At 58.6% G+C, this 22,382-nt stretch carries 23 protein-coding genes; 11 read left to right on the plus strand and 12 right to left on the minus strand.

Annotation, left to right across the window (positions count from 1 at the left end; genetic code table 11):
- Window positions 1-73 precede the first annotated feature (73 nt).
- Window positions 74-484 (plus strand): hypothetical protein, encoded by a 411-nt coding sequence (locus LGH70_RS10840; protein WP_226185414.1) that lies wholly within the window; start codon window positions 74-76, stop codon window positions 482-484.
- 1 nt (window position 485) lies between these two features.
- On the opposite strand, the gene folE is transcribed toward LGH70_RS10840, so the two are convergent.
- Both folE and LGH70_RS10850 read right to left on the minus strand, forming a co-directional pair.
- Complete coding sequence (gene folE, locus LGH70_RS10845) at window positions 486-1,163, minus strand: GTP cyclohydrolase I FolE (RefSeq protein ID WP_226185416.1); 678 nt, start codon at window positions 1,161-1,163, stop codon at window positions 486-488.
- Complete coding sequence (locus LGH70_RS10850) at window positions 1,156-1,563, minus strand: 6-pyruvoyl trahydropterin synthase family protein (RefSeq protein WP_226185418.1); 408 nt, start codon at window positions 1,561-1,563, stop codon at window positions 1,156-1,158. The genes folE and LGH70_RS10850 overlap by 8 nt, the downstream gene beginning before the upstream one ends.
- Window positions 1,564-1,882: 319 nt before the next feature.
- Between LGH70_RS10850 and LGH70_RS10855 the strand changes: the two genes are divergently transcribed.
- Complete coding sequence (locus tag LGH70_RS10855) at window positions 1,883-2,560, plus strand: DNA repair ATPase (RefSeq protein ID WP_226185420.1); 678 nt, start codon at window positions 1,883-1,885, stop codon at window positions 2,558-2,560.
- A gap of 72 nt (window positions 2,561-2,632) precedes the next feature.
- Here the strand turns inward: LGH70_RS10855 and LGH70_RS10860 are convergent, their stop codons facing one another.
- Together LGH70_RS10860 and LGH70_RS10865 are read right to left on the minus strand one after the other, a co-directional pair.
- Window positions 2,633-3,223 (minus strand): inorganic diphosphatase, encoded by a 591-nt coding sequence (locus LGH70_RS10860; RefSeq protein WP_226185422.1) that lies wholly within the window; start codon window positions 3,221-3,223, stop codon window positions 2,633-2,635.
- A gap of 9 nt (window positions 3,224-3,232) precedes the next feature.
- On the minus strand, window positions 3,233-6,205 hold the full coding sequence (locus LGH70_RS10865) for a M1 family metallopeptidase (RefSeq protein WP_226185424.1): 2,973 nt from the start codon (window positions 6,203-6,205) through the stop codon (window positions 3,233-3,235).
- A gap of 146 nt (window positions 6,206-6,351) precedes the next feature.
- On the opposite strand from LGH70_RS10865, the gene LGH70_RS10870 reads away from it, so the two are divergent.
- Window positions 6,352-6,756 (plus strand): hypothetical protein, encoded by a 405-nt coding sequence (locus tag LGH70_RS10870; RefSeq protein ID WP_226185427.1) that lies wholly within the window; start codon window positions 6,352-6,354, stop codon window positions 6,754-6,756.
- 87 nt (window positions 6,757-6,843) lie between these two features.
- On the opposite strand, the gene rplS is transcribed toward LGH70_RS10870, so the two are convergent.
- The 8 genes from rplS to LGH70_RS10910 all read right to left on the minus strand — a co-directional run bounded on the left by rplS (window position 6,844) and on the right by LGH70_RS10910 (window position 15,404).
- Window positions 6,844-7,200: a 50S ribosomal protein L19 gene (gene rplS, locus LGH70_RS10875; protein ID WP_100337626.1), complete on the minus strand. Its 357-nt coding sequence runs from the start codon at window positions 7,198-7,200 to the stop codon at window positions 6,844-6,846.
- A 188-nt stretch (window positions 7,201-7,388) separates the two neighbouring features.
- The gene (trmD, locus tag LGH70_RS10880; protein WP_226185429.1) at window positions 7,389-8,069 is read right to left on the minus strand and encodes a tRNA (guanosine(37)-N1)-methyltransferase TrmD; all 681 of its coding nucleotides are present in this window, start codon (window positions 8,067-8,069) and stop codon (window positions 7,389-7,391) included.
- Window positions 8,070-8,078: 9 nt separating this feature from the next.
- Window positions 8,079-8,699: a ribosome maturation factor RimM gene (rimM, locus tag LGH70_RS10885; RefSeq protein WP_226185437.1), complete on the minus strand. Its 621-nt coding sequence runs from the start codon at window positions 8,697-8,699 to the stop codon at window positions 8,079-8,081.
- A gap of 98 nt (window positions 8,700-8,797) precedes the next feature.
- On the minus strand, window positions 8,798-9,343 hold the full coding sequence (locus LGH70_RS10890; protein WP_226185439.1) for a 30S ribosomal protein S16: 546 nt from the start codon (window positions 9,341-9,343) through the stop codon (window positions 8,798-8,800).
- 309 nt (window positions 9,344-9,652) lie between these two features.
- The gene (locus LGH70_RS10895) at window positions 9,653-10,411 is read right to left on the minus strand and encodes an acyl-CoA desaturase (RefSeq protein ID WP_226185440.1); all 759 of its coding nucleotides are present in this window, start codon (window positions 10,409-10,411) and stop codon (window positions 9,653-9,655) included.
- A 231-nt stretch (window positions 10,412-10,642) separates the two neighbouring features.
- The gene (locus LGH70_RS10900) at window positions 10,643-11,356 is read right to left on the minus strand and encodes an RluA family pseudouridine synthase (RefSeq protein ID WP_226185441.1); all 714 of its coding nucleotides are present in this window, start codon (window positions 11,354-11,356) and stop codon (window positions 10,643-10,645) included.
- 133 nt (window positions 11,357-11,489) lie between these two features.
- Entirely contained in the window at window positions 11,490-12,305 is an 816-nt protein-coding gene (panB, locus tag LGH70_RS10905; RefSeq protein WP_226185442.1) for a 3-methyl-2-oxobutanoate hydroxymethyltransferase, read from the minus strand.
- A 207-nt stretch (window positions 12,306-12,512) separates the two neighbouring features.
- Entirely contained in the window at window positions 12,513-15,404 is a 2,892-nt protein-coding gene (locus LGH70_RS10910; protein ID WP_226185443.1) for a putative LPS assembly protein LptD, read from the minus strand.
- Between the two features lie 69 nt (window positions 15,405-15,473).
- Between LGH70_RS10910 and LGH70_RS10915 the strand changes: the two genes are divergently transcribed.
- From LGH70_RS10915 to LGH70_RS10950, 8 genes are all read left to right on the plus strand, one after another.
- Window positions 15,474-16,280: an N-acetylmuramoyl-L-alanine amidase family protein gene (locus LGH70_RS10915; protein ID WP_226185444.1), complete on the plus strand. Its 807-nt coding sequence runs from the start codon at window positions 15,474-15,476 to the stop codon at window positions 16,278-16,280.
- 75 nt (window positions 16,281-16,355) lie between these two features.
- On the plus strand, window positions 16,356-17,387 hold the full coding sequence (locus tag LGH70_RS10920; RefSeq protein ID WP_226185454.1) for an MlaD family protein: 1,032 nt from the start codon (window positions 16,356-16,358) through the stop codon (window positions 17,385-17,387).
- 163 nt (window positions 17,388-17,550) lie between these two features.
- Window positions 17,551-19,179 carry an acyl-CoA carboxylase subunit beta gene (locus LGH70_RS10925; protein ID WP_226185456.1) on the plus strand — a complete coding sequence of 543 codons (1,629 nt, stop codon included), beginning with the start codon at window positions 17,551-17,553 and terminating at the stop codon, window positions 19,177-19,179.
- Window positions 19,179-19,679 (plus strand): hypothetical protein, encoded by a 501-nt coding sequence (locus LGH70_RS10930; RefSeq protein WP_226185457.1) that lies wholly within the window; start codon window positions 19,179-19,181, stop codon window positions 19,677-19,679. Before LGH70_RS10925 ends, LGH70_RS10930 begins: the two co-directional genes overlap by 1 nt.
- A 182-nt stretch (window positions 19,680-19,861) precedes the next feature.
- Window positions 19,862-20,248, plus strand: coding sequence for a hypothetical protein (locus tag LGH70_RS10935; RefSeq protein WP_226185459.1), 387 nt, complete (start codon window positions 19,862-19,864; stop codon window positions 20,246-20,248).
- A gap of 185 nt (window positions 20,249-20,433) precedes the next feature.
- Entirely contained in the window at window positions 20,434-21,084 is a 651-nt protein-coding gene (locus LGH70_RS10940; protein WP_226185461.1) for an HPP family protein, read from the plus strand.
- Window positions 21,085-21,092: 8 nt separating this feature from the next.
- Window positions 21,093-21,641: a hypothetical protein gene (locus LGH70_RS10945; protein WP_226185463.1), complete on the plus strand. Its 549-nt coding sequence runs from the start codon at window positions 21,093-21,095 to the stop codon at window positions 21,639-21,641.
- Between the two features lie 65 nt (window positions 21,642-21,706).
- A complete protein-coding gene (locus LGH70_RS10950; protein ID WP_226185464.1) occupies window positions 21,707-22,255 on the plus strand; it encodes a hypothetical protein in 549 nt (182 codons plus the stop codon).
- The last annotated feature ends 127 nt before the right edge of the window (window positions 22,256-22,382 follow it).

Raw genomic sequence — 22,382 nt, forward strand, 5'->3', positions numbered from 1 at the left:
TCGTGCAAGCCAAAAAAACGGCTCAAAGTGGGTTTAATGCTGATTGCTACAGACTTTCTTCGTAAACTCAGAAATGGAACCCGACGAGGAAAAGTGGGCACAAGAGTACGAAAAAACGCTGACTGATCTGTTTGGCCCGCCCCAGAAACGACTCCGGCGCCAGCGGGGCTACCTGGGCAATCTGTGCGGCAAACATTCCGAGCCACTCATCCGGAATATTCTGGCGGCCCTGGCCGAAATCGGCGACTTTGCTCCGGCTCGCGGGCTGCGGGAGGCCGGCGTGCTGACGGCTCCTCTCACCGACCTGTTGCGGCCTTACGACTATCCGTGGTTCCGTCTGACCAAAATTCGCTGGACAGGCGAGCTACTGGAAGTTGTTGCTTCGCACGGCATTCGTCGGGCCGGCGGGGAGCAGCAGTTTATCTTGCGGCAGACCAGCGTTGGACTTGAATTGCAGGAGCTGGGGTGGACGGCGGTGTACTGAGCTACTTGCCGATCTGGCGCAGAAACTCGGAGCGTAGCGCCTGGTCGTCTTTGAACACGCCGCCGTACTCAGCCGTCAGCGTGCTGCTGCCGGTGTCATTCACTCCCCGGCTCATCACGCACAGGTGGTCGGCTTCGATGAGTACGGCCACGTTTTCGGTGCGCAACGACTGTTTCAGCTCTTCGGCAATCTGGCGGGTGAGCCGCTCCTGCACCTGGGGGCGGCGGGCGTAGTACTGCACCACGCGGTTCAGCTTCGACAAACCAACCACATGCTCGCCGGGCAGGTAAGCCACGTGGGCCTTGCCCATAATCGGGACGAAGTGGTGCTCACAGCAGGAAAAAACGGTGATGTCGCGCTCCACCAGCATCTGGTGGTAGCCATAGCGGTTCTCAAAGAGCTTCACGTCGGGCCGGTGCTTGGGGTCGAGGCCCCGAAACCATTCCTGCACGTACATCTTGGCCACGCGCCGGGGCGTGCCCTGCAGGCTGTCGTCGGTCAAGTCGAGGCCCAGCAGCAGCATGATTTCGTGGAAGTGCTCGGCAATGCCCGCAATTTTTTCTTCATCCGACAAGGCAAAGGCGTCCGGGCGAAGAGGGGTGCGCAGATCGGGCGACAGGTGAGAGTCGGCCGGTCCGTAGCTGTGCGCGGCTGCGGCCGCCGACACGGAATTATCCATGGTATTCAACAAAGTTGCGGTCAGTTTCATACAGGGTGACCGACAGGGCGAGCTGCGCCTCCACGTGAGCACGCAGCCGGTTCCAAATCACGACAGCAATATTCTCGGCCGTGGGGTTCAGGTGGCGAAAATCCTCGGTGTCAAGATTCAGGTTCCGGTGGTCAAAGGTATCCAGAATCTCGCGTTTGATCAGGTCGCTCAGACGCTTCAGATCATATACGTAGCCCGTCGCCGGGTCGATGGCCCCGGTGAGGCGCACCGTCAGCACGTAGTTATGTCCGTGGTAGTGAGGATTATTGCACTTTCCAAACACCTGTTCGTTGCGCTCATCGCTCCAGGCAGGGTTGTGCAGGCGGTGCGCCGCGTTGAAATGCTCGGTTCGGCAGACGGTTACATTCATAGTGCTTCTGAACCGGTAATAAGATCTTTTGTTTTGATTTCCAAATACATTACGTGGCTTTTGTACAAAGTGACAGTTTTACTAAATCCCATTTTAAGTACATATGTTTTGAATTATGGTAATATTAGATAGTCACTATCCAATAAAATGAATATTCTGCAAAAAAAATCAAGGACGGGTATGTCAACATCAGGGTAGTCTGGTTAAATTTGGTGAGTTGGACTTCTATCGCCGGAGCCATCCTCACCTTTTGTAACTTCTTTTTTTCTAACTACTTCATTTCACTATGAAACCAGGCGTACTCCTCTCTCTGCTACTGATGCTTTTGCTATCGGTGACTGGCTACGCGCAGAAATCGCCCGTAGATGAAACAGACATGGCCATCAAGGGCATTCCCCGTAAAGGCCAGCGTGTTACCATCCAGCTCGACAGCAAGCGCGTAGATGACTCGTGGCAGAAAATGCTGAGCGAGAAATTCGGTGGCAAATTCAAATCCGACAAAGGTGTGTACACCATGGACGGCGTTGTTATCGAAGACATCTCCAAAACCCCGATCCGCGTGATCAGCAAGGTAGATGCTACGCCTACCGGCACCACGGTGTGGTGGTCGATTGACCTGGGCAATGCTTACCTGAGCAAAGACGCTACCCCAGTACAGTGGAAATCGTCGGAGAAATACCTGAAGGATTTCGCCCGCATGCTGTACCGTGAAGACTTGGCCGTACAGGTTTCGGAAGCCGAAAAGGCGCTGGTTTCTTCGCAGAACAACCACATGGCCGTTATTAACAAAGCTGACGCCATCAAGAAGGACATCGAGAAGAACAAGCTGAAGAAGCAGGAAATCCAGCAGCAGCTGGCCCAGAACGCCGCTGAATTGCTCCAGTATAACAACCTGATTGACTCGAACCTGAAAGAGCAGGAGGCTGCCCGCGCCGACATTGTTAACATGCGCGTAGCGCTGGAAGCCGTGAAAGAGCGGATGAACAAGATTGAGTAGTTGAACTTACTACTACAAAAAAAGCCCGGTCGAGCAATCGACCGGGCTTTTTTTATGACCTCACGAAGCGAACTACTTCATGGCCAGATGTACCTGCTTGTCGGCGGCCAGCTCGTCTTTCCAGCCTACCAGCCGCACTTCCCCAAGGCGGCCCTGGTGCTGAAACCACTGGCCCACCATGTCGCGGGCACTGGGGTACTGCCTAGTGAGCGACTTCCAGGATGTGACGCCCGGTAAGATCTGCTGGCTGGGGCGGGCCGGCACCGCCACGATAACCTGCTGCAGCGTGCCGTTGTCGTCGAGCGTGAGTACCGCTACGGGCAGTATCTCCACTACAGTGCCCTGAGTCTGGGTTTCGGCCAGTACCAGGGCCTGAAGCGGAGCACCGGTTGCCTCGCTGCGCGTACCGGGAATAAAGCCCTGGTTGCCGGGGCAGGGCAGGAACTCCACGATGTGGTCGAGGCCGGCGCGGCGTACCGGCAGGAAGGCTTTCTGGCCGGGGTCGTAGCGCTGGGCATGGTTAGTACCGGCGGGCACTTCCACCACCATTTGCAGCAGCTTGCGCTCGGGCGAAAAGGTAGGCAGGTGGGCATAGTCAGTCTGACAACTGCTCAGGCCCACACTGCACAGGCTTATCGTTACTATCCCGAGGGCAAACCGCATAGGCAAGAATTACTGGGCTAACAGCTGATTGATCTGGCGGAACGGGTTGGCTTGCTCCAGGCGCAGCACAAACCGAATCCGGTCGGTGAAGTCTTTGCGGCTGCTGGGTAGGCCATTTTCGAACTGTGAGCCGACTACCGGCACGTACAGCTGAAATATATCCGGAATGATGGGTACTACCAAGCCCGCATCGTAGAACAGACGCTGGCCTTTGGTGCGTCCTTCCAGCTGGAACCGCTCGTCGGTAGCGCCCAGGTCGGCAAATACGGCCAGACGCGTCACGGGCAGATCGGCCTGCAGATTCAGGGTACTGAGCCACTTCTGGCTATACACTGGCAGGAAGGCCTTGAAAGCCCCGTCGCGGTCATCGGTCTGGTGCTCCTGGGCCGTAAAGGTGTGCGAGATTTGCTGCCGGTCGAGAAAGGCCGTCTGGCGGCGGTAGTCGGGGCTGCCGCTCAGGCCCATCACGAAGTCGGAGGAGCTGTCGAGGAAACGGCCGCCGAACAGGCGCAGGGCTACCTTTTTCTTGGGCGAGTAGTAGCGCTGGTACGTGGCTTCCGCGCGCAGCAGCAGGGCATTAGTGGAGTTGGTTTCCTGCGAAATGGTGGAGGTTAGCTGGTTTAGCTCGACGTGGGCGCCCCACTTCTGCAGGGCATTGCCGCCAGCTACCAGGTACTCCCCGGTCTGAATGCTGGTCGTCTCGTTGCCGCGGTCCTGGTCTTTCACGGCTGTGTTGGCCAAACGAATCGTGTGCTGCGGGCCGTTGTAAGCCGACTTAGGCAGCGTAAAGGCAATGCTGGGCTCGACTTTCACGTACCGCTCGAAGCGCTGCACCGTAATGCCCGTGACGATCTGGCGGATTAAGGCCGAGTTGGGCAGTACGCTCAGGTTCACGTTGGCAATACCGTTCAGCTCGTTGCGGTTGATGCTGTACATGGGCATCACCAGGTAATTCAGGCTCTTACTCGTGACTGGGCTGTTGTAGAAGGCAGCGCCAAACATGAACTTGTCGGAAGTGTTGGCCCCCACCACCGGAAACCAGTTGAGCGTGGCTTTGTCCCACCGCTCGATGCTGGCCAGGGGCTTGATCCGGATGGGCTCGAAGCGGCGGAAAGAACCGGTAAGCTTCATCCGGTCGTCGCGGCGGTTGAGCTGGGGTGTCAGGTAGCCCGCATCCACGACCACGGCAGCCACGCCTTCCCGGCGGAAGTTGAGCTGGGTTTCGTCCTGCTCGTCTTCGGTGCCAATAAGCGTGGTCCACTGCGTTTCCAGAATCTTGCCCTGGGCATCAACGGTGCTCACCGGCACGGCAAACGGAGCCGGCGAGTCGTTGCGCACCAGCACCTTCACCTGCGAATCGCTCAGCTGCATATCCGAGAGGGCCGCATCGTAGTGGTGGGTGTTCAGCAGCATATCCTTGAAAAACCAGTCGAGCTGCTGGCCCGTGGAAGCCTCAAACACGGCCTGCATGTCCTCGGGGTAGGGGTGCCGGAACTGCCACTGGTCGTAGTAAGCGTGCATGGCTTTGTCGAAGCTTTCCTGCCCCAGGTAGCCGGCCAAGTATTTAAGCAACGCGGCCGTTTTCATGTAGACCACGATACCGTAGTTGAGCTTGCCATATTTATCGGCCCGCAGGCCCCCCACGGGCTGGTCGAGGCCGCGGCTGGCTTCGGCCTGGTACGGCACCTGGTTCAGAGCCGCCGCGGGCAGATCTTCCAAGCCCAGCTTGGCGGCTATTTTCTGCGACTTCAGCAAGCCGCTGAACTGGCCCGCCTGCGGGTCGTTGCGCTCGGCTATGCGGGCTTCGATGTAGGAGTTCACCCCTTCATCCATCCAGGCGTGGTCCCGCTCGTTGGAACCCAGAATGCCGTAGAACCAGTTGTGGCCTACTTCGTGAATAATAGCCGAGGGCATCGTCACGGTCACCATCGGGTATTCCATGCCCGAGCCGGCACTCAGCGCCCCATCGACGGCCGTGGCCGAGGCATACGGGTATTCGCCTACCCACTGGGAGTAATACGTCAGCGCGTCATTGAGGTCCTGCAGGCCCTTGATCCACTTCGGGGCATCCGCGTTGGTAAAGAGCACCCAGGACGTCACCTGGCGCCCCGAGGGTAGCGTCACGCCACCCTTGAGCACGTTGAAGCGCTTGTCGGCAAACCAGGCGAAGTCGTGTACCCGGTCCTGCACGTAGCGCAAGGTTTTGGTTTCGGCGGAAGAGGCCGGGAAGGACAGGTCCTTGCCAAACTCGTCCTGCGTTTTCTTCTGGGCCGTAGCTTCTGCTAGCTTATCAAGCCGCAGCTGCTCATCGGGGTTTTGCAGTACGCCGGTAGCGCCCACAGTGTAGTTGGCGGGCAACGTGATGCGCACGTCAAAAGCCCCGAACTCGGAGTAGAACTCGCCCTGGTCGAGGTAAGGCATCTGGTGCCAGCCTTTGCGGTCGTACACGGCCGGCTTGGGGTACCATTGCGTTATCTGGTACGACTGCTCGACGTGGCCGAAGCGGGAGAAGGACTTGGGAATCTTGACGTGGAAGGGCGTCGAAATGGTGGCCTTGGCCCCGGGAGCCAGGGGCTGGGGCAGAATCAGCTTGGCCATATCCGGGTTTTCCGGGTCGTAGGCCAGCTGGGCACTTTGCCCGTTCACCTTGAAGTCGAGCTGGTCGATGTAGCCCCGCTCGGCCGCTTTGGCAAACTCAAACTTGCGGCTGCCGTTGCGCAGCTGCTGTTGGGCAAAGGCCGAGCGGTTGTCCTTGTAGGCGTTGGGCCAGAGGTGGAACCAGATAAAGGTGAGCTGGTCGGGCGAGTTGTTGGTGTACTGCAGCTCCTCGGTGCCCTTGAGCTCGTGTTGCTTGTCGTCGAGCGTAACGTCGATAGAATAGTTGACTTCCTGCTGCCAGTAGCCTTTGGGAGCCGGACTTTGCTGGGCAAACGTCAGGTAGGGCAGGGCAAGCAGGACAGCGCCGGCAAATACTTTTTTCATGAAGAGGGAACAGGGTAGAGAGGAATCGGTAGCGAAAGTACGTTTTCGGGGCCGGAAAAGCTGCGCCCCGGATAACCCCACCGACGCAAGCCCGTTTAGACAGTCAAAGTACCGCGACATCCTTACCGCCAAAACCCCCGAATACCATGGAAAAGAAAGAAGTGCAACACCAGGTCCACTTAGATGCCGCCACGACGATGCTCACCGGCAACCTGCAGGAAGTAGCCTCCCACGCCGGCTTCGACAACGTGCTGCAACGCTGGATTCAGGATTTGAAAGATGTGAACAACCCCGAATTGCACCAGCTCATTGTGGATATGCAGGAGCTGAAAGCCCATTTCGGTTCGGGCACCTACGATAAGAACGTCATCGGCCGCCTGCTGGGCCGCCTGGGTGAAAATACCGTGAAGGCCGCCGTGTTTGCCGATGGCAATACCAAGCCCCGCGTCGAGCAGTTGGGCGAGGCCCTGCTGGCCGCCGCCAAGCAAGTGCAGCATCCCGAAACTACCACCGAGCAGGATTTGCAGAACAGCAACCAGCAGTCCAGCTAAGCCCTGAGTTTCTGCTATAGCGCAAACGCAAAAAAGCCGGCTCCCGTAAGAGGGCCGGCTTTTGTACTTCTACAGAGAAATCGGGGATTAACCGCGACGCTCTTTGATCTTGGCAGCTTTGCCCGACAGACCACGCAGGTAAAACAGACGAGCGCGACGTACTTTACCGCGACGCACCAGCTCGATCTTGTCGATGTTGGGCGACAGCAAAGGGAAAATACGCTCGGTACCAATCTGGTTCGAGATTTTACGCACGGTAAACGTCTCGCCGTTGGTGCTGGCGTTTTTGCGCTGGATAACTACACCCTGGAACTGCTGAATGCGCTCCTTGTTGCCCTCGCGAATTTTCACGTGGACGTTAACGGTGTCGCCGGCGGCGAAAACAGGGAAGCTGGCGCGGCGCTCCTGGGACTCCTGCTGGATAAAATCGAGTAATACGCTCATGGCTGGAAAAACTTGAAAAAAGGACGGCGCCGCCGCCCAAGGGGTTTCGCTTAAAGAGGCGCAAATATAGCGCTCTGTTTTGATGATTACAACTGTAGTTGAATGTGGATGAATGTGAATGATGTGGTTAATGTGAAAAATGGGGCCTTATACCCTTAATTCTCACATTTGTCACATTTTCAAATTCCTCACATTTCCGAGAGTAGGTCGGGGCGGCGCTGACGCGTCCGTTCCACGGCTTGCTCGTGGCGCCAGGCTTCTACCAGCGGCGTGTTGCCGGAGAGCAGAATATCGGGCACCTTTTCGCCCCGCCATTCGGCGGGCCGGGTGTATACCGGCGGAGCCAGCAGGTTGTCCTGAAACGAGTCGCTCAGGGCTGATTCCTCGTTGCCGAGCACGCCCGGCAACAGCCGCACGATGGCATCGACCAGAATAGCCGCGCCCAGCTCACCTCCGCTCAGCACGTAGTCGCCCACACTGATTTCGTGGGTGATGTAGGCCTTGCGAATTCGCTCATCCACGCCCTTGTAATGGCCGCAGAGAATAAGCAGGTTGCCGGCCAGGGAAAGCCGATTGACCAGCGGCTGGCGGAGCGTTTCCCCGTCGGGTGTCATGTAAATGACGGCGTCGTAGCTACGCTGAGCCAGCAGCGCATCCAGGCAGTCGGCAATCGGCTCGACGCGCAGGACCATCCCGGCCCCGCCCCCGAACACGTAGTCGTCAATCTGCCCGTGCTTGTTGATGGCAAAGCGCCGCAAATCATGCACATGAATTTCGGCCAGTCCCTTTTCCTGAGCCCGCTTCACGATAGAAACGGCGAAAGGGCTGGTCAGCAACTCGGGCTGGCAAGTGACGATGTCGAGGCGCATTCTCAGAGCTTACTTTTTGTCCGGCTGCTGCTGCTCCGATGACTCGGTTTCGGGCCCGTCGAATTCGTCGGGCTCGTCCCGCTCCCGGGAAGCCGGGCTCAGGTACACGTCGAGCAGGCCTTCGGGCAGATGCACGTAGAGCTTTTTGGCTTGCTGGTCGGCATGCGAAATCAGCTCGTCGACTACCGGTACCAACACCTCCTTGCCCTGGTAGCGCATGCCCATCAGGTCTTGCTGGGGCATTTCGTAGAAGGTTTCCACGGTGCCCAGCTCGCCCAGTACCTCATCAACTACGGTGTAGCCGATAACATCATGGAAGTAGAACTGGTCGTCTTCCAGTGCGGGCAGCTCGGCCAGTGGGCGGTAGAGCTTGGCGTTGCGCAGGGGCTCGGCAGCTTCGATAGAGTCGATGCCGGTGAGCTTAAGCAGGGCCCGCTCGTCGGCCTGGGGCTGGAGCTTTTCCACGCCGTATTCCTGGAGCTTACCGGGCTTGCCGGGCAGCTCCAGGTACACCGACTTCAGGCTGCGGTACTCGTCGAGGTTCTCGACATCCATAAAGGCCACCACAAAGCCTTTCAGGCCGTGCGTTTTGCCCAGGGAACCCAGCAGGTAGCAGTCGTCGATAGTCATGCGCAAAGAAGGAAAAGGAGGTCAAAAAAGTAGGGAGTCCGGAAGCTGCGCCGCGTAAGAAGCACCACTTCCAAACTCCCTGACTCTGGGGCTAACGCTTAGGCGCCGGCTTCCTCAGTGGCTTCGGTCGAAGCAGCAGCCTCGGTCGTTTCACCTTCGGCAGCTTCAGCGGCGGGGGCAGCTACGGGCGTATTTTTGATACGGATAGCCTCGGCGCGAGCTTCTTTCACTTTGGTCTCAGCAGCCAGAGCAGCCTTGCGGGCTTCATCTTTAGCGGAGCCCAGCGAAGTGCGCTTGCCTTCGATTTTGCTGTCTTTCTGCTCTTTCCAGGCAGTGAAACGCTCGTCGGCTACGTCCTGCGAAATGGCACCTTTGATAACACCCAGCTGCAGGTGCTTGCGGTACAGAACACCACGGTAAGAGAGCATAGCACGCACCGTATCGGTGGGCTGGGCACCTTTCATGATCCAGTCGAAAGCTTTGTCGCCGTCGAAGTTGATGGAAGCAGGGTTGGTGTTGGGGTCGTAGGTACCGATTTTCTCGATGAAACGGCCGTCGCGGGGGGCGCGGGCGTCAGCTACTACGATGTCGAATTGAGCGGCCTTTTTACGGCCACGACGGGCGAGGCGGATTTTAACTGCCATAAACCGGGTTGGTTAAGCGACGCATCTCGTGCGTCTGGTTGAAAATGAGGTGCAAAGGTAAGGAATAAAAATGTGCGAATGTGGAGGAATACGAATAATGTGCTAATGATTAATGGGCTCAGGTGCTAACGCTAACCTTAGATTATGCCGTGGCAATAGCCAAGGCAAATTATCCTCTGGAATGTAGAAAGCATCCTGAAGTGAAAAGCCCCTTGCTACCGCGGTAGCAAGGGGCTTTCTGGTAAAAGAGTGTTGTCACTTCGCAGAGGACGGATTGTCACAGCTGCGTTTCTCGCAATGAGAGGGAAATTATGCGGCGACTTTCATTTTCTGGGCCGTGACTTTGCGCTTGATCTTGATGATGCCGACCTTATCCAGAGTCCAGATAACCGAGTAGGTGGGGTCTAGCTCCCACCACTTCACGCCGAAGTTAACGCGCATGGGCAGCTTGTGGTGGTTGTTCTGGAACAGCTCCCCGAAGGCCAGGAAGTCCAGGGCCAGCGTGTTTTTGCTGTGGTCGTGGTTATCGAAGTTCTGGTAGCCGTACTTGTGGCCGCCCCAGTTCACGATAGCGCCGTGAATCGGGCCCATCAGGAAGTGGATGGGCAGCAGCAGAAACATCCACCAGGCCGTGGCAAACTGCACGTAGAACAGCACGTAGAGCGTACCCCAGGCTAGGCGCGAGTACCACTTGTCGCCGATGTTCTCGATGAGGGACCATTCGGGATAGTCGCCCTCAAACCGCTCGGCTGCCGCGTATTTGCGGTTCAGCACGTCGTTGTAGATGTTCTTGGTCTTCCACATCATGCTGAAGGCATTCGACGAAAACAGGGGCGAATGTGGGTCCATCTCCGTGTCGGAATAGGCGTGGTGCATGCGGTGCAGCAGCGCGTAGGCCCGGGGCGAGAGGAAGGAAGAACCTTGGCAGATGTAGGTGAACAAAAAGAAGAACCGCTCCCAGAATTTGTTCATCGTGAACATCTTATGAGCCGCGTAGCGGTGCAGGTAGAACGTCTGCGTGAAGAGCGACAGGTAGTAGTGCGCTACAAAGAAAATGAGTATCGGCATGGGCCAGAAATGATTAGAGACGCTCAGAGGTCGGCAGCAAACTGCCCGCACAAGCCCAACGGCTGGCTATAAGTTCACATTTGCCAATACAAACCTACGGCCACTCTGCTGGGTGGTCAATTATTCAGCCCAAAACGCCAAAATCTTGTTCAGGTGAGGCAGACCGGGCCGCTGACGCCCCGTGGGAGCCGCCAGACGATGCCACTATATGGCTCGTCGGGGCAAAAACCACTATACTGTGTAGAAGGTTTGCGCGGCTTCCCAGTGGGCCATTTCCGGCACCGGCGCCCGAAAGCACATAGCCTCGCGCGTAACGGGGTGCTCAAACTCCAGCTGCCGGGCGTGCAGGGCAATGCTCACGTCGGGCAGGGGGTTCAGGAATCCGTATTTCACGTCGCCAACGATGGGTGTGCCCAGACCCGTGGCCAGCTGCACCCGAATCTGGTGGGGGCGGCCCGTAATGGGGTTCACCTGAATCAGGAACCGGTTGCCGGCCTGGCCGAGCACCTGATAGTCGAGGTCGGCCTTCAGGCCTTGGCCGTGACGCTCGGAATAGGCTTTGGTGACGTTGCGAATCGGGTCTTTTACCAGCCAGTGCGTCAAGTGGCCGCTCGTGGGCTCGGGGCATTTGCCTACCAGAGCCCAGTAGGTTTTGTGCACTTTATTGTCGCGGAACATCTCGTTCAGGCGGCTCAGGGCTTTGCTGGTTTTGGCCAGGGCCACCACGCCGCTCACGGGCCGGTCGAGGCGGTGGGCGACGCCCACGAAGGCGGCGCCCGGCTTCTTGTACTTGAAGCGCAGGTATTCGGCCGCCTTCACCGACAGCGGCTCGTCCCCGGTATTATCGCCTTGCACGAGTACGCCGGCGGGCTTATTCAGAATAAGCAGGTGGTTGTCTTCAAACAGAATTTCCTTCTGCTCCGACCAAATGTTAGGACGATTCACTTTTGAGGAATTAATAATTAATAATTAAGAACTAAGAATTGAAAAAGTGATGCGCTCATCTGCTGAAAAAGCAATGAATGCCAGCCGCCCCAACCTTAATTGTCAATTATCAATTACTCATTATTAATTAAAATCAATACGCTTCTTCGGCGCTGGGGAAATCGTGGTCTTTCACGTCTTTCACGTAGCGGGTCACAGCATCGTGCATCAGGTCGGCCAACTCGGCATAGCGGCGCAGAAAGCGGGGCTTGAACTCTTTGGTAATACCCAGCATGTCGTGCACCACCAGCACCTGCCCATCCACATTGGGCCCGGCCCCGATACCGATAACAGGAATGGAGAGCTTTTCGGCGACCCGCTGAGCCAAAGCCGACGGAATCTTTTCGAGTACCAGGGCGAAGCAGCCCAGATCCTGGAGCAGCTGCGCGTCCTCGATGAGCTTCTGTGCCTCGGCTTCTTCCTTGGCCCGCACGGTGTAGGTGCCAAACTTATAAATGCTCTGGGGCGTGAGACCCAGGTGGCCCATTACCGGGATGCCGGCCGTGAGAATGCGCGTAATCGACTCCTTGATTTCGGCGCCGCCTTCCAGCTTGATGGAGTGAGCCCCCGACTCCTTCATGATGCGAATAGCCGAGCGCAATGCCTCCGACGAATTGCCCTGGTAGGAGCCAAACGGCATGTCAACTACCACCAGCGCCCGTTTCACGGCCCGCACCACGCTTTGGGCGTGGTAAATCATCTGGTCGAGGGTGATGGGCAGCGTGGTTTCGTGGCCGGCCATTACGTTGGAAGCCGAGTCGCCCACCAGCAGCACGTCGATGCCCGCCCCATCGAGGATGGTGGCCATCGAGAAATCATAGGCGGTAAGCATCGAAATCTTTTCGCCTCGCCGTTTCATGGCCAAAAGCTGATGCGTGGTAACGAGCTTAACTTCTTTGTGCTGCGACATTAGGACAAACGGCTAAATCGGAGTGAGAGGAATAAAGGCAAAGCTGCGGATTTTTTGCCATATCCGGCACTACCGGCTGCCTGGCGGCCCCCGGCAGTGCCCGCCACCGGTGGTATCTCCCTGCCACCATCAGCCCCGTAAAACGGCGCCGTCGCCCGGTATTCGGGGTGAATACCGGACGGCGGCGGCGGGGCAAAGTGGCCCGGCTTAGCGGTTCATGAACGAGCGGTTGCGGTTCAGCTTCAAATCCTGGAGCAGCGACGACTTGGCGGCAATGGTCACGAAGTAGCCCCGGGTCAGGCCGAAGGGGCGCCAGTTGCCGGTTATCTGCCAGCAGTGCAGGTCGCGGTAGAAATCCAGGGACGGGGCTACCACCTGCTTGCTGATGAAGTCGTAGCTGGCGTTGTAGCCAAAGCGGAAGTTGCTGGTCAGCTTCACCGAGCCGCTGGCCGTAAAGGAGGCCGAGCTGATGGCCTGGCGGCGCAGCACGGTGCCGCGGGTGGGCAGCGGACCGGGGTCGTCGTAGCGGGTAGTGAAGCTGGCTGCCAGTTCCCACGGAATCTCGAAGTCCACGTAGTCCTCGTAAGGATTCACGCGGTTGGGCGTGCCCAGCGTGGGGTCGTTGGTAGGCGGCAGGTTGCGGGGCACCGTCGACTTTTTCTTCCCCTGCGCCGGGTTGAACTGGTAGTTCAGCGAGAGGTCGGCGCTGACCAGACGAGCCAGCCGACGGCGCGGCTGGTCGAGCAGAAATTTGTCCAGCCGGCGGCCCGTGGAGTCGCGCTGGTAAAAGTCGAAGCTGGAGTTGACGATGACGCTCAGTTTGCGGGCAATCTGGGTGCGAAACACGGCCCCGAGCGGCTGCAGGCGTAACGAGTCGGCTGCGAAGTTGTAGCTGGTGTTGAAATCCAGGCCCTCAATCAGACTGACTTTCTCGAAGGGCGTAGTGCCGGTTGTGTCGTTGTCGTTGCGCACCTTCATTTCCACCTGGTTTTGCAGGTTGAAGCTGATCTGCCTAGTCTCCGTTCCGCCCGGGTTGCCGTAGAGGGAACCATTGTAGCGCGAGAAGCTGACCGGGTTCAGGAGGCGGCCCGTGGAAGGGTCGAGCTGGTTGTAGCGCTGGCCCTCGCTGTTGGTCAGGTTGCCGAACTGCTGATTGACAAAGTACCGGTCGCTGCGCTGGGTGTAGTCGGGCGCGTAGCTGAAGTTGACGCTGGGCGTGAGTTTGTGGCGGATAGCCTGAATCTTGCGGGTGCCTTTGCGCACCAGCGTGCCGTAGATGTTGGTACCCACGTTCACCCCGCCCGACCAGTTGTTCAGGCGGTTGAAGCCGCGCACCGTGTCGATGCGCACGGCCTGAGCCACGCTGTTGTAGGAATAGTCGAGGCGCTTGCCGTACCATACTTCCCCGTAGTTGATGGAAGGCGACACGTTCAGGTGTTTGAGTAGGGTGTAGCTGCCCAGCGCAATCTGGAACTGGTGCTGCACGCCGGTCTGGGCATTGCGGAACAGCGGCCGCAGGTTGGAAAAGCTGACCGGCAAGGTGCTGGCTTCGCTGGTGCCACCCAGCAGCGGAATCCCACTGCCCAGCGTGCGGGCCGGCACCGAGTTGCTCAGCCGGTTCTGGCCCGTAAAGGTATAGGCCACGGAAAACTGCTCGTAGAAGCGGCCCCGGGGCGCGAGGCCCAGCAGTTCGTAGGGGTACTGCCGCGCCACGCCCACCGTCACGTCGGGTAGGGTGAAGTCCATAGTGCCGGTGGCCGTGTTCTGGCTTTGGCTGAACTGCAGCGCGTAGTTGACGGGCGAGTTGCGGATCTGCTTCTGGTAGCTCACGTTGGAGCTAAAGGCGGGCGTGAGGTAGCGGCGCTGGTCGAAGCTGTTCTGCTGGTTATAGTCGTTGCTGCCGGCCTGCACGCTGGCCGAAAACCGGCCGCCGCCGGGCCGCGGCACCGGCGAGTGGCTCCAGCTCAGCCAGAACGTGCGCGGGGAGCGAGGCTTGCGGTACTCCCGGTCGGTGTTGACGGTAGGGGAGCGTAGAATCTGGTCGGGAGGGCGCTGGGAGTAGCTGAAGTTCAGTAGGCCGTTGTAGGCGTAGCGCTTCAGGTACTGCATTTCGGCCGTAGCCGCAAAGCCGCCCCACTGGTCGGCCACGCCCGAGTACACGTCCCCGGTCATGCGCACGCCGATGTTGTCGTTCACCACCCAGTAGTAGCCGCCGTTGCGCAGGGCAAAGCCCCGGTCGGAGGTCTGACCAAACGAGGGGAAAATCAGACCCGAGGCCCGGCTTTTGCCCGGAGTAGGGAAGTAGCCGAACAAAAAGCCCAGCGGCGTGGGAATGTCGCCGATAACGAGGTTGAACGGCCCGGTCACGACCTTTTCCCGCGGAATCACCTTCATCTTGGTGGCATTGATGAAGAAGTGCGGGTGCTCCAGGTTGCAGGTGGTGTAGCGCCCGTTGCGGCCGAATATTTCGTTCAGCTCGTTTTTCTTGATGGTTTCGGCGTGCACGTAGCCTTCGCCCTGCTGGGTCACGGCCTCAGCAATCTTGCCGCGCTTGGTTTTGAAGTTGTAGTTGATGCGCCCGGCCGTATAAGTGCCACCGCCGTCGGCAAACACGGGCCGACCCACCACTTTGCCGGTGGTATCGGCGGCACCCTCGGCCGTGAGCAGGTTTTTGCTGTAGTCCACCGTAATCTGGGCGGCCTTCAGGTTCATGTCGCCGTAGTCGATGAGCGACTTGTTATAGAGGCGGGCTACTTTGTTCTGCACTTCAAACCGAATCGAGTCGGTGGCAGAATATTTAATGGTGGTTTCAATGTCGCCTTTGGGCCGGGCCGACACCCGTAGAGAGTCGCCGGAGGCCAGGCTGTCGGCGCCTGCCAGCAGGCCGGTGCGGCGCGTGGTATCGGACCGCGCATCGGTAATACGGTTCCCGTTGGGGTTTAAACGCGGTACGGCCCTGGGCGTGGCGGTCCGGGGCACGCCCTGGCTCCAGGCCAACGTGCTACTGCCGAGCCAGAGCAGGGCCACCACCAGAAAGGGGTGCCACGCACGGGCACGGGAACGGAATGTAGGCAGGATAGACAGCGTAGACAGGGCCACGTGGTTTTTATCGTTTATTTTGTGGCTGTTTGCAAAGGTAACGGGTAGCTGCCCCAACTAACGAACTCCGTGCGGAATATTGTCGCTCTTTGCCTGGCGGGCCTGGTTTTTCTTTCTGGCTCGTCGGGAGCCGTAGCGCCGGGTACTCCCGGTCTGCCGCCCCAGAAGTATCATTTGCGCACCGTGGTCCTCGATGCCGGCCACGGCGGGAAAGACCGTGGCTGCACCGGCGTAAAAGCCCGGGAGGCCGACGTGTCGCTGAAAATCATTCTGGAGGTGGGCCGGCTCATTGAGGAAAACCTGCCCGACGTAAAGGTGGTGTATACCCGCAAAACCGACGTGTTTGTGGAGCTGGCCGACCGGGCCGGCATTGCTAACAAGCATGGGGCCGACCTTTTCATCAGTGTGCATTGCAACGCCAGTGCGCCCAGCGCCTACGGCACGGAGGTCTGGACGATGGGGCCACACAAGACCGACGCCAACCTATCGGTGGCCAAGCGTGAAAACGCCGTAATTCTGCAGGAAGACAACTACAAAGAACGCTACAGCGGCTTCGACCCCACTTCTCCGCAAAGCCACATCCTGTTTTCGCTCTACCAAAGCGCCCACATGGTGAACAGCCTGCGCCTGGCCCAGAAGGTCGACCGGCAGTTTCGGACCACGGTGGGGCGTCACTCCCGCGGCGTGAAGCAGGCGGGCTTTCTGGTGCTCTGGAAGTCGACCATGCCCTCGGTCCTGATTGAGGCCGGCTTTCTGACCAACCGCTCGGAAGAGCAGTATCTCAACGATAAATCGGGGCAGTCGTATATGGCCTCGGGTATCTACCGGGCTTTCCGGGATTATAAGAACGAACTGGAAGCCATGAACGGAGAGTAAACCGGCTTCCATCCATCCCTTTGTGAGCTAGCGTTTATTGTCTGCCCCCTCTACACACTCAAGCCCTGACGCCGCGTGTCAAAAGAACTAAAAGTAGCCCTGCTGGGCATTGTGGCCCTGGCCGCCTTATACATTGGGTTTAACTTCCTGAAGGGCAGCAACCTGCTGTCGTCGGACCGGACCTATTTCGCCAAGTACGACAACGTGGACGGCCTTACCGTGGGCAACCCCGTGATTCTGAACGGCGTGAAAGTAGGCCAGGTGAAAAACATGGAGCTGCTACCCGAGGAGCGTAACCGCATCCGCGTGTCGTTGGAGCTGCAGAAGGGCATCACCGTCGGCGACTCCACCGTGGCCAGCCTCTCGGGCTCGTTGCTGGGCAGCAAGACTATTACCCTGTTTCTGGGCAAGAACTCCAAGATTTTCGACGGCGGCGAGGAGCTCAAGTCCTACACTGTGGCCAGCATCACCGACGCCTTCCAGGCCAAGGCTCTGCCCGTGCTCGGCACCGTCGACTCGACCCTGATCAAGGTGAACAGCTTCCTGAGCAAAGAAGCCCGGGTGAGCCTGCAGGCCACGCTGCTCAACGCCCAGGGCAGCACCGAGGCGCTGAAAAACCTGCTGATTATGAATCAGCGCAACATCAACCAGATTACCACCAACATGGCCCAACTCACGGCCGAGCTGAACAAGACCAGCAAGAAGTTCGACCGGATTGCCGTCAACTTCGCCCAGCTCAGCGACTCGCTGAAAAGCGCCCCGGTGGGCCCGGCCATGCGCAAGCTGAACGCCACCATGACCGAAGCCCAGACTGCCATGACCGGCGTAAACAAGGCCCTGACCGACCAGAAAGGCTCGTTGGGCAAGCTCATCAACGACACGCTGCTCTACAACAACCTGAACTCTACGGCCAAAAGCTCTGATGCCCTGCTGAAGGATTTGAAAGCCAACCCCAAGCGCTACGTGCACTTCTCGGTGTTTGGGGGCGGGGGCAAGGACAAGACCAAGAAGGAAACCACCCAGAAGGCCGACGGCGAAATTAAGGTGGAGGAGAAAAAGGTCGAAACCACGCCGCCCATCGGGGCCAACGACTCGACGGTGAAATAACCCCGCTGAGCCGTACTACAGAAACTATTACCTTTGAATCCGCCCCGCAAGGGCGGATTTTTTGTTTCCTCTATCGGCCAGCAATGGCCCTATCATCCTGAGCCCTGCTCAAGATGATAGAACTTCCCAACTACTCCATTCCCCTCCCCACCCCACCCTCCCGATGAACCTGGAATTCAACAAAAACGAAGACAGCATTAAGCAGCTCAGCTTTCAACTCTCCCAGCGCCTGAAAAAGGTGCAGCTCGGCGGCGGCGAAAAGCGCATTGCCGCCCACAAGGCCAAAGGCAAGCTCACGGCCCGGGAGCGGATAGAGTACCTGATTGACAAGGATTCATCGACCGTTGAAATTGGCGCGTTTGCCGGGGAAGGCATGTACAAGGAGGAGGGAGGCTGCCCCGGCGGCGGTGTGGTCGTCGTTATCGGCTGGGTACAGGGCCGGCAGTGCGTGATTGTAGCCAACGACGCCACGGTGAAGGCCGGTGCGTGGTTCCCGATTACGGCCAAGAAAAACCTGCGGGCCCAGGAAATCAGCATCGAAAACAAGCTGCCCATCATCTACCTCGTCGACTCGGCCGGCGTGTATCTGCCGATGCAGGACGAAATCTTTCCCGATAAGGAGCACTTCGGCCGCATCTTCCGCAACAACGCCGTGATGAGCAGCATGGGCATCGTGCAGCTGGCCGCCATTATGGGCCCCTGCGTAGCTGGCGGCGCTTATCTGCCCATTATGAGTGACGAGGCCATGATTGTGGACGGCACGGGCTCGGTGTTTCTGGCGGGCTCCTACCTGGTGAAGTCGGCCATCGGCGAAACCATCGACAACGAGACGCTGGGCGGCGCTACCACCCACTCCGAAATTTCGGGCGTCACGGACTACAAGTTTGCCACCGACGAGGAGTGCCTGGAGCACATCCGCAATATTTTCGACAAGCTCGGCGGGCAGGCCACGGCCGGCTTCTCGCGCAAGCCAGCCGTAGCCCCGGCCAAGGACGAGAAGGAAATCCTGGGCTTGTTGCCATCCGACCGGGTGAAGCCCTACGACATGATGGACATCATTGAGCGGCTGGTCGACAACTCGGAGTTTGAGCCCTACAAGGACCTCTACGGCCAGACGCTCATCTGCGGCCTGGCCCGTATTGATGGCTGGGCCGTGGGCATCGTGGCCAACCAGCGCAAAATCGTAAAGACCAAAAAGGGCGCCATGCAGATGGGCGGTGTTATCTACTCCGACTCGGCCGACAAAGCCGCGCGCTTTATCATGAACTGCAACCAGAAGAAGATTCCGCTGGTATTCCTGCACGACGTGTCGGGCTTCATGGTGGGCTCCCAGAGTGAGCACGGCGGCATCATCAAGGACGGAGCCAAGATGGTGAATGCCATGGCTAACTCGGTGGTGCCCAAGTTCTCGGTTATCATCGGCAACAGCTACGGGGCCGGCAACTACGCTATGTGCGGCAAGGCCTACGACCCCCGCCTCATCGTGGCCTGGCCCACGGCCCAGCTGGCCGTGATGAGCGGAGCCGCCGCCGCCAACACCCTGCTCCAGATTCAGGTAGCCTCGCTCAAAGCTAAAGGCGAGGAAATCACGCCCGAAGCCGAAAAGGAGCTGCTGGACCGCATCAAGGCCCGCTACGACGAGCAACTCTCGCCTTACTACGCGGCAGCCCGCCTCTGGGTCGATGCCATTATCGACCCACTAGAAACCCGCAAGGTCATTTCGGAAGGTATCAGCATGGCCAATCACGCGCCGATTGAGAAGGCATACAATGTGGGCGTGATTCAGGTGTGATGACCATCATCTTAGAAGCAGGTTACCAAACCTACTTGAGCGAAGTTCTGCCACCAATTCGGCAGCAAGTAGAAAAGCTGAACTGGCTGGTTACCGGACTGCAATGTTGGGGCTCGGATTCGCCGCTGATTGAGTCCTGGCAACCATCAGACGATTCAGAACCATATTATCATTACAGTGTATTACCTGGTAAAACCTTATATGGGGCCTTTACCGGGCAGGAAATACAAGTGGTATGGGGCGTTTTCTGTGGTATAGCTGGCGATGTGCCAGCTATACCACCTGACGAAGTTCCTTACGCTGACGGTAATCGACGGATTTGGACTGAGCCAGAAGCGTTTCAGCTAGCAGCTTCTGAAATCGAAATAGTAGCCTTTGATAGCTCCTTCACGCTGGTGAAGTTTCGTGATGAAAGCCTAGGCCGCCAATTTCTGGAAGCATTTCCCAGCGGCAGAATCGTGCAAAGCCCTGGTGATATGCTGAGCGGATATGCTAAATGATGATTTCCCGCCGTCGCTCGGCTGTGTCGAGTGACACTTATGCTTGATCAGCTCTGCTGCGAATTGCAACGCGCCAGCATAACAACCGACCGGCGCGGGACCCTCGCGGCACAGCCGCTCTGGCGTAGTGGTTACTCGGCACAGCCAAGCGACTGCGAACGTATGAGACAGAACAAATCGTAATGCAAAAAACAGTCTTCCATAATGCTGGTGTCTACTGGGTACTAGTAGCAGCGCTGGTTAGTGGGTTGCTACTCTCTGGCTATGCCCTGGCGACAGGCTTTGCTATACTTATCAGCGTTCGGCTGGTATGGATGGCGGCACTGTTATTTCTGGTAGCGACCAAGCACAAATATGCCTTGGCAAACCTAAAATGGTGGTTGATTATTTCTTGCGTAGCTGGTCCGGCATTGAGTTTGGCCGGCCGTCTTCTGAATGAAATGCTCGATGGTTTCTCGTCTTTCAGCGCGGAGTTCTACTTGAACAGAGCACTGCTGCTCGTGGTCGGGCTTATTCTACTTTCTTATATCCGTAGCACTGTTACAGTCGAGTACGTAGCGGCGAAGTAAGTTTTGCTGACGAATGTACCCCGGCCCGCCTACAATTCCTGTTGCAGGCGGGCCGCTTTCGTTTTGGGCAGCAACACGCTGTACTAGCTTCCAAGCCGCTGGTAGCACGGAGCTAGAAGCCGATTTCAGCGGTGGTGCCCTACCTTTGCCCCTGAAGAACAACCGTTGGCTACGCCCAACGTCAGATGATGCGAAGAAGATTGCGCCGCCATGCCCGTCGGGTAAAGGTCATTGTGTACGAAGAGACGCTGTTTGACTACAAGGAGCATATCTGGACGTTTCTGGGCTCCTTCGTTGGTATCAGCCTCATTGGCCTGCTGAACAGCTACGTGCTGGAGCGCACCGATACGCTGTGGATGATCGGCTCGTTTGGGGCTACGTCGGTCTTGCTCTACGGCCACATCAATTCCCCGCTGGCTCAGCCGCGCAACCTCATTGGCGGCCATGTGCTCGGAGCCCTGGTGGGCGTCACGATGCAGCGGCTGCTGGGGCAGGAGGTGTGGCTGGCCGCGGCCCTGGCCGTGTCGGTGAGCATCGTGGTGATGCAGATAACCAAAACGCTACACCCGCCCGGCGGCGCTACCGCCCTAGTAGCCACCATCGGCTCGGCCCAACTTAAGGCCTTGGGCTACTGGTACGTGCTCATGCCGGTGCTCACGGGCGTGATTATTCTGCTGTTGGTGGCGTTGGTGGTCAATAACATGACGGCCACCCGCAGCTACCCCCGCAACCGGCACTGGTACAAGATCTGGCGCCGGCGCTACGATAAAAAAGTGCTGGCCCAGCAACGCAGCCTGCTGCGCGCCCCGGAAAAATCTGCCTCCCCCGTAACATGAGCAGCTCCATGCCCCCCGCCCTCACCCTCCGCATTCAGGCCGGCACTGTGCCCGCCTACCGCCTCCTGTCCGTGGTCATGCTCCTGTCGGGGCTGGTGGCTGCCGGGTGCTTTCTGGGGCAGTATCTCACCCGCGGGCAGTCCGGGCGCTGGGCCGAATTGTGGCAGCAGGGCTTTTCCTGGGCGTTTCCGGCGGCCTTCCTGTCGATAGTCGTGTTTATGCTGGTCCCGCTGCTGGGCGTAGAACTGCATACCACCGCCGGCCACGTGGTGCTTGCCCCCGACACCATCAGCGGCCCGGTGCTGGAGCAGCCGGTAGCCGCCGTGGCCCGCATCGAGTCGTTCTTCAGCGGCTACCGCGGGCAGGGCAAACCTAAGACCGGGGCCCACGACGGCAGCGGCAACACGCTGACCGTGCACGTGAAAAATCAGCCCGAACCCGTGGTCTACCGCTTCCTGGTCGATTCCCGGGAGCAGCGCGACCAGCTTACGGCGCTGCTCAAAGCCTGGCAGCAAGCCGGCGTGAAAGTCCTGTCCGACGGCCTCGACCTGGTGTAATTCTTATCGAGGCAAGTATGATGAGGCTGACACGATACTTTACTAGCACCCTATCGATACCAGCCATGTCTGAGGACGAAATCCGGGAGGCGCTGCAGGCCGCCCGGCTGCAGCTGCGGGGCGCCGACGCCTTTTGGCACTACGCCAGCGCCGGAGCGTTTGCCGCCTTTGCTATCGGGGCGCCGCTGTTTATGGTGGGGCATGCGCTGGTGAAGGGTCACCCGGTTTTCGACCCGGCTCTGGGCTGGATAACGGGCCTTTTGGGTCTACCGGCGCTACTGCTACTCTCTATTCAATACCGGCGGCTCCGGTTTGTGGTGGTGTCTACTGCCCTGAGCCGGGCCGAAATCCTGGCTATTATCCAGGAAATCGGCGCCCGGCTGGAGTGGCAGTCCGCTTTCGTGAGTGCGCAGGCTCTGACGTTCACGACCAGTCCCGGCTTTCTGTCGGGCAGCCGCGGTGAGCGGATAACGGTGCTGCTGGACCACAACCGGGTGCTGGTCAACAGCATCGTCGACCCGCGGCTGGGCCTGGGAGATGTGGTGAGCGGGGGGCGCAACAGCAAAAACGAGGGCTTCGTAGTGATACGCCTACGCAACGCCCAGCCGAAGTAAGCCAGCTGGTGCGCGGCAGGACGTTAGCAGAAGGCTCCCCAAACCGACTGGCCGCCGCCCGCAAGTCGGCCCTGCCCCTGGACGCAAGGCCGCCGTATAGCTGTGGGGCCGCCCGCCCCAAGGTGCG

This window comes from Hymenobacter nitidus (assembly GCF_020447315.1).
Taxonomy (GTDB): domain Bacteria; phylum Bacteroidota; class Bacteroidia; order Cytophagales; family Hymenobacteraceae; genus Hymenobacter; species Hymenobacter nitidus.